Source organism: Pseudomonas sp. RW3S2 (genome assembly GCF_014268955.1).
Classification (GTDB): domain Bacteria; phylum Pseudomonadota; class Gammaproteobacteria; order Pseudomonadales; family Pseudomonadaceae; genus Aquipseudomonas; species Aquipseudomonas wayambapalatensis.
In genome coordinates, this window is record NZ_JABWRM010000020.1 from 82,563 (window position 1) to 89,596 (window position 7,034).

The window sequence follows — 7,034 nt, forward strand, 5'->3', positions numbered from 1 at the left end:
ACCCGCTCTGCATTGCCAGGATAATTTTCCATGTCATTTAAAAAGTTAATGCGCTTGCTTGGTAAAGGTCGGCCCGTGCATCGTAAAAAAGTTCAGCATGCTTTACGCGTTGAAGATGAAGCATTCATGCGAGATTTAAAAGGTGCGTTGATTGAGCAGCGCACCCCGGCCAGCGCGTTAGTATTATGGCTGATAGCGGCGGCGATGGTGTTCGGTATTCTTTGGGCTAATTTTGCGCGTGTGGAAGAGGTCACCCGTGGAGAGGGAAGAGTCATACCAGCCAGCCGTGAGCAGGTGATCCAGAGTTTGGAAGGCGGGATCATGAAAGATCTCTTTGTCAAGGAAGGTGATGTTGTAGAGCCGGGGCAGAAGTTGTTGCAGATCGATCCGACGCGGGTGGGTGCCAATTATGGTGAAGCGTTATCACGGGTCCAGGGGTTAAAAGGAGCTATTGCTCGTTTGCGTGCAGAAGCTTATGACACGCCGCTCGTGTTTCCTGAAGATATTAAGCAGAACGCGTCTATCGTGCGCGATGAAACCCAAGCTTTTAACTCTCGCCAGAGAACGTTATTGGAAAGTGTTAAAGCTCTGCGTCGAAGCTTGGAGTTGGCAGACGGTGAAATCAAACTGTCCGCGCCCATGGCGCAGCAGGGCCTCGTGTCCGAAGTGGAAATTATGCGCTTACGTCGTCAGGCTAACGAGTTCAATTTGCAAATTGCCGAGCGTCTCAACCGATTTCGCTCGGAAGCCAACAACGAGTTGACACGTTCGGAAAGCGAGTTGGCACAAGCTTTGGAGGTACTCAAGGGGCGTGAAGATATTGTGAATCGCACGACGATCACGGCTCCGGTACGAGGAACGATCAACAATATCCAGGTCACTACACGTGGTGGGGTAATTCAACAAGGGGCGGAAATCATGACGCTGATTCCGCTGGAAGACCGGTTACTGGTCGAAGCCAAGATCAAGCCTGCAGACGTGGCGTTTATTCGTCCTGGCCTGACAGCGACGGTTAAGATCTCGGCCTACGACTACGCGGTTTATGGTGGACTCGTCGGCAAGGTTGAACACATAAGCCCCGATACTTTATTTGACGAAGACAAAGCCCGTTTCGGCAGGGATAACTCGACTTACTACAAAGTCTATGTTCGAACGGACCGTGCTGTCTTGGAGGCGGGTGGACACAAGCTCCCAATCATTCCCGGTATGATCGCCAGTGTTGATATTAAAACTGGAGAAAAAACGATCCTGTCCTATCTGCTGAAACCCATATTCAAAGCACAAGAAGCCTTTCGGGAGCGATGACATGAACAGCTCACCCTTGACGTTTAGGAAAATGACTTTCATATCAATAGGGTTGGCCTGCGCTTATGTAAATTTCAGCGGTGTAGTACTCGCACAAGAAAATAAACAGCTGCGACTGGACGATCGTCAAATCGCGGCGTTAATTCACCGGTTTCCTTCCTCTGCAACGGTGCCCGCCTCACCGACCACTGGTCATATACTCGCGACGACTCCAGCCGTGAAAAGGCAAGACCTCGCCATCAATCCCACGATTTCTACGCTTCAGGGGCCCACGTTGCGTTCAGTGGCGGTAGGTAGTGAGCTGCCCGTGAATAGAGAATTGCGTTCGTTGATGAGAGATTTTGTGGCCAAGGCATTACGTCACAGCCCAGAGGTGCGGGTGTCTATTGCAAATGAAAACGTTGCCGCTTACGAAATTGATGAGGTCAAAGGGCGACGCTGGCCTCAAGTGCGTTTGGGGATGAATTCAGCATTAACTAAGAATGACAGCGGTAGCTCGAATAGTAACCGTACGGCGGGTACCTTGAGCGTCATCACGAATGTGTGGGATTGGGGGAAAAACGCCAGAGATACAGGCGCGGCTACGGCGTCACTTGAAGTTAAAAAGCAGAACAGCCAAGCGGAGCGGGAGCGGGTGGCGTTCAATACGACGTCCGAGTTGATCAATCTATTGCGCGCCATACGAAGTTCCGAAGTGGCTGAGGATTATGTACGGCAGATGAGCGACCGAGTCGATATGTTGTCTAAAATTACTCAAAACGACAAAGGTCGGGCGAGTGAGTTGGTCCAGGCTCGTGCCAGGTTGTTATCGGCGCAAGCTAGCCGTGAACAGATAATTGGCCAGCAGCACATTTCTCAGATTCGACTTCATCGGATTTTGGGTGAGGAGGTGCCAGAGGTATCCGGCGCTTTACTGGTTCTCAGTCGCCCTATGATTGACCAAACAGCCGCATTATCGTCGCTTGATGTTCACCCTTTGTTGCTGCAACTCAAAGCCCGGGCGGACGTCGAAGGCGAGCGCCAAAAGGCGCTCAAGGCTCAGGGACTTCCCGGGCTCAATCTCGTCGTACGTAAAGAGCAAAGGGATTCAATGGGAAGTCATGCGAGAGGCCCAAATGATTGGTATGCCGGTGTAGATGTGCAGTGGGATATCTTTAGTGGTGGTTCCAATACGGCAGCCCAGAAGGCTGCAGGAGAGCGTAAAACTTCAGCATTGGAAGAGTATCAAAAAACGGAGCAAGATTTGCGCCTGGAGATCATGCGTTCGACTCAAAACCGAGCGAACGCCTTGCAACAGGCAAGAAACTATCAGCAGCTAGCCATAGAAACCGATCGTGTGCGCAAGATGTATTATGAGCAGTGGTATCATTTAGGAAAACGCACATTGCTTGATGTGTTGGTGGCTGAAAATGAGCACTTTAACAGTCAGTTGCAAGCGATTGGAGCTATCAGTGATAGCCTAATCAATGACCTGAGTATTTTATCTAGCTCGGCACAATTGCTGAGCCATTTGTCTGTTGGGGAGTAGCGATCTGATCTACAGCGGTCAACCATTCGCGGGCACAGAATCGATTTTTCCTTCGCAACTGTCGGCGGCACAAAGCCATTGCGTTTAGGCGGTTTCATTCATGAATCCTTTGATCTTGAAGCATCCGACCTCAATACCTTCATCCCGGAGCATGGCAGTGGTGGGCTGTATACAACGGACCTGCCAAAACTAGTCAAGCCTGGTAGTGAAATTCTGACTGATCAGCTCTCGACCCATAGCCGAGTCAGGAGTCGCCAGCACACTGGCTGTGCGCAGGATGCCATGACCACAATGGCCATTAATCTGATCCAGCACCCTCATTACCCTCGACGTGTCTGGAGGTGGCGACACTGCAAACAGATCGTCGGTGGATTCACCTGGCTGGGACAGGTTTGGCAAGACGATCTCAGCTTTGCTGTGCTTGAAGCCCGGCCGGAATACCTGATCCAGCGCCTCGAAGGCGGCTTTTTTTACTCACTGCACATCATCGGTGGGGTAGGGCAGATCCGCCACTACACCATTTGCATACGTTGCTTCCTCGGGATTGAAAATTTCCGTCTTGTAATATATGAATCAAATTTGCTCGGAAAAGCGTTCTTGTGTAACGGCTTGAGCAACACCCAAGCCGTTACACTTTTCGTGAGCTAAAGTGGGTTACAAGTCAGTATTACACCCAATTAACATTGATTGTTTGTTCTATCAATAACTGCCCTTGGTGATCACCCACACTATTGTAGACATTATAGGCATGGCCTTCAGAGTAAATGGTTTTTGTGCTTTCAGTTTTCCACTCACCTTTATCTTTCACCTCAACCACGTTGTCGCTACTACCTTTTATAACAACCTGGTTGCGCGAAACAGCCTCATCCAACCCAGAGCTGAAGTTGCTTTTATTAAACATATTCATGCCAGACGTCATATCCATAACATGCTTCAAGTCAATCGTCAGCTTCATTTTGTTACCCCCATTCAAGTCCAAGACTTCCATGTTGGCAAGACGCGAAAGCCCGACGCCAGTCTTGATGGTGCCTAGCCCTGTTGTAGTGATTTTGGCGAGATCGAAGTCGTTGACATCCTTCTCAAAGGCCAGCGTATCGATACCGTTGCCGCCATCAATTCGAGCCAAGCGCCCATGCAATCCCGCACTTTCCTGGAAACCTTTAAGCAGAAAAGACAGGTTATCTTTATTCAAGATAATCACGTCATCTCCGGAACCTGCATAGATGACGTCGGCACCTCCCTTGCCATAAATAGTGTCATTGCCTGCCGTTCCTTTAATGAAATTGCTATCCGCATTTCCCATTGCAAGTCCGGTGGTGTTATCAACACTGATGGACGGTTCTGCCCCGAGAGACGTGCCACCCAAGTACAGTTTTCCGCTAGATTGGTATGAGCCAACGTAAATATCCGGCAAACCATCGCCATTAATATCTAGACGACCGGCGATCGATGCGCCATCTGCCTGCTCTTTTGGCACAACGATACCCTGTTTGGGGGTGAATTTCGCCATATCAATTTTTTCGTTATCGGCTTTCCCGAAAATAATATAGGAATTCTGGTAGCTGCCGTAAGAACCACCCTGTTTAGCGGCTCCAGCTCCTGAATTACCATAGGTGGAATAAGCGAAATCCATAAGACCATCACCATTGATATCACCCAGGGCGCGGACGTCGCCATACTTTGTCGGCTGCGCCGCAAGCGCACTCGAAGCATCAATCATATAGCCACGATTATTTTCCTTAAGCCACTTTTCCTCCAGCACGATCTTATTGCGGAACTTGCTGAATTCTGCCAGCGTGCCCCCATATACGACAAACAAGTTGGTGCCATCATTCACCAAAACGTCTGAAAAGCCGTCACCGTTAGTATCGCCTACCCCCGCAACCGACTGAACCTGGTTAACCTCACGGGCACCGGTTCCTGTTACCCATTCAAAGTCCGTCGTTTTACTGATGCTCCCCCGATCAGGGTTTCCGATAGTAATACCTCGAGCGGTCACAATACCTCGGCTACCACCACCTAAAAAGTCACCGGTAGCCGATACGTATTGCGCACCACTGTAAAAGGCATCGTAGCTGTTGACGTTTGTATCAGAGGCGCCAAATTTAAAATCCGTTACAGTGTTTTTAGGATCAACCTGCTTCCCCCCAAATACGACAGTGGAGGTTCCATTTTGCCCAAATGCCCCATATCCGCCCAAAACAGTATCCATCAGGCCATCGCCGTCCAGATCGCCCGCGCCGCTAACAAAATACCCGGTACCAATAACTTTCGGGTTTTCAAACATTTTCATGTATTTTTCTGATGTAACCCCAAGGTTTTGGGCTCCATTGTAAACACGTACATCTGCCCTGGATCGGCTATTCGTCCCGCTGTGCACCGATGCAATATCGTTAAGACCATCGCCGTTAGTATCACCCAAGCCAGCCGTATGAAAACCGGTATCAATATTTCCAAGTTGATACTTAGGATGCTGACTTTCGGAAACATTGGCGTTACCTCTTAACAGGGCATTATAATTTCCACTGTCGTAACCCAGGCCTGCAACAGAATCGAATCCACTGCCATCCACGTTGCCTGCAGAATCTACAGACCAGACTCCTTGGCTACCTGTAATTGCGATAGGCTTATTGGTTGGTCCGTTGAAGGTGACTTGCGAAACGCTTGAAGCCTCACTGAGGTTAGAGGCTGCATCCAGCGCGTTGACATAGTAACTGTGCTGGCGGTTACTTTGAAAAGGCAAAGCAGCTGTCCACTCACCATTGGCGTCAGCGACAACGCGCATTAGTTCGACATTCTTTCCATCCGCATTTTTGTGGAAGATAATAACCGTTGCATTAGCTTCCGCATGACCGCGAAGTGTCGGGGTATTATCAACAGTGGCTTTACCACTTTTGACATCCACGCCATCTTTGGTCACGATGCTGTCCAAGGTGGGGGCGGGCGGGGGAACCGTATCAATGGTTAAGTTTACCGTCACTTGCGCACCTTTCACATTACGGGCGCCATCGATGATCCTGACGTCATAGTTATAAACCCCATCCGAATGTGCCGGTAACTTAATACTCCAGTTCCCGTCGCTATCGACGGCCCCTAGCGCAACACGCTTGCCGTCGCCCTTGCTGATGATTTCTATACTGTTGCCACTACCGACCCCTGTTGCTCGTCCGTGTAAGGTGGGAGCTGGGTCATTAGTTGGCACATTCAGGGGGTGACGTTCAAATTTATTGTTTGCAATTATTTGACCGTCAGAACCGACCGTATCGGTATAACTCTCAACCTTCACTTCATACTTTGTAAAAGGGTTTTCGTAACTTTTTACAGTCGCAGCGCTTTCGCGCCCCTGTCCATCAATGGCAACCGCTTTAAACTCGGAAGTCCCCTGAGGCGCAGGGCCAGAAAGGGTAAAGTTCCCGTCAGCGTCCACGACAACCGTTTTGGTCACCTTGTTCGGGAGTTCTATGCGGACTTTCAGCCCAGGTGCTGATTTGCCCGTCAACGTGAATTCGCCAGTCGCTTGGTCCGTGGCGATATCATAAGTCGGCGCCGACGGTCTAGCCAAATTGTACGTCAAGTTTGCCGGCACGCTTTTGTTACCGGCAGCATCGATTGCAACGGCTGATATATTACCGTTTGGCTGAGGATCGTTGATGTCCAACTTGAAATTGCCGTCGGGACCGGCTTTCACGTTGTGGGTCTTGCCGTCCGGTGAGGTTATGTTGACCGTGCTGTTGGGCTCGGCTTTACCGGTGATGGCGATCCCCTCATTGGGCTTGCTGATCACGTTCAGCCCTGTCGGGGCATCCGGTGGCGTAGTATCAATTTTCGGGTCTGCAATGAACTCCAGAATTGCAGGCAAACTTTTGTTATTTGCTGCGTCCGTTGCAGTGATGATGATCTTGCCGTTTGGCTGAGGATCGTTGATATCCAACTTGAAATTGCCGTCGGGGCCGGCTTTTACGTTGTGGGTCTTGCCGTCCGGTGTGGTGACGTTGACCGTGCTGTTGGGCTCGGCTTTACCGGTGATGCCGATCCCCCCAGTGGGCTTGGTGATCACGTTCAACCCTGTCGGAGCATCCGGTGGCGTAGTGTCGATTTTCGGATCTGCTATGAAGTCCAGAATCGCAGGCAAACTTTTGTTATTTGCTGCGTCCGTTGCAGTGATGATGATCTTGCCGTTTGGCTGAGGATCGTTGATATC

5 protein-coding genes are annotated in these 7,034 nt (G+C 50.2%); 3 read left to right on the forward strand and 2 right to left on the reverse strand.

Annotated elements, in window-relative coordinates:
- Positions 1 to 30: 30 nt before the first annotated feature.
- Together HU748_RS23020 and HU748_RS23025 are read left to right on the forward strand one after the other, a co-directional pair.
- Complete coding sequence (locus tag HU748_RS23020) at positions 31 to 1,305, forward strand: HlyD family type I secretion periplasmic adaptor subunit (RefSeq protein WP_238343441.1); 1,275 nt, start codon at positions 31 to 33, stop codon at positions 1,303 to 1,305.
- A gap of 1 nt (position 1,306) precedes the next feature.
- Positions 1,307 to 2,833 carry a TolC family protein gene (locus HU748_RS23025; protein WP_186722074.1) on the forward strand — a complete coding sequence of 509 codons (1,527 nt, stop codon included), beginning with the start codon at positions 1,307 to 1,309 and terminating at the stop codon, positions 2,831 to 2,833.
- 189 nt (positions 2,834 to 3,022) lie between these two features.
- On the opposite strand, the gene HU748_RS26750 is transcribed toward HU748_RS23025, so the two are convergent.
- The gene (locus tag HU748_RS26750) at positions 3,023 to 3,154 is read right to left on the reverse strand and encodes a DUF4113 domain-containing protein (protein ID WP_346655483.1); all 132 of its coding nucleotides are present in this window, start codon (positions 3,152 to 3,154) and stop codon (positions 3,023 to 3,025) included.
- Here HU748_RS26750 and HU748_RS26755 point away from each other — a divergent pair.
- On the forward strand, positions 3,125 to 3,481 hold the full coding sequence (locus HU748_RS26755; RefSeq protein ID WP_346655484.1) for a hypothetical protein: 357 nt from the start codon (positions 3,125 to 3,127) through the stop codon (positions 3,479 to 3,481). The genes HU748_RS26750 and HU748_RS26755 overlap by 30 nt on opposite strands.
- Positions 3,482 to 3,500: 19 nt before the next feature.
- Here HU748_RS26755 and HU748_RS23035 read toward each other — a convergent pair.
- Positions 3,501 to 7,034 (reverse strand): Ig-like domain-containing protein (locus HU748_RS23035; protein WP_202885239.1); only part of this gene is annotated, 3,534 nt, incomplete at its 5' end.

Coding starts and splice junctions, on each gene's coding strand:
- HU748_RS23020 (WP_238343441.1), top strand. CDS start 31: ATGTCATTTAAAAAGTTAATGCGCTTGCTTGGTAAAGGTCGGCCCGTG.
- HU748_RS23025 (WP_186722074.1), top strand. CDS start 1,307: ATGAACAGCTCACCCTTGACGTTTAGGAAAATGACTTTCATATCAATA.
- HU748_RS26755 (WP_346655484.1), top strand. CDS start 3,125: ATGGCCATTAATCTGATCCAGCACCCTCATTACCCTCGACGTGTCTGG.
- HU748_RS26750 (WP_346655483.1), bottom strand. CDS start 3,154: ATGAGGGTGCTGGATCAGATTAATGGCCATTGTGGTCATGGCATCCTG.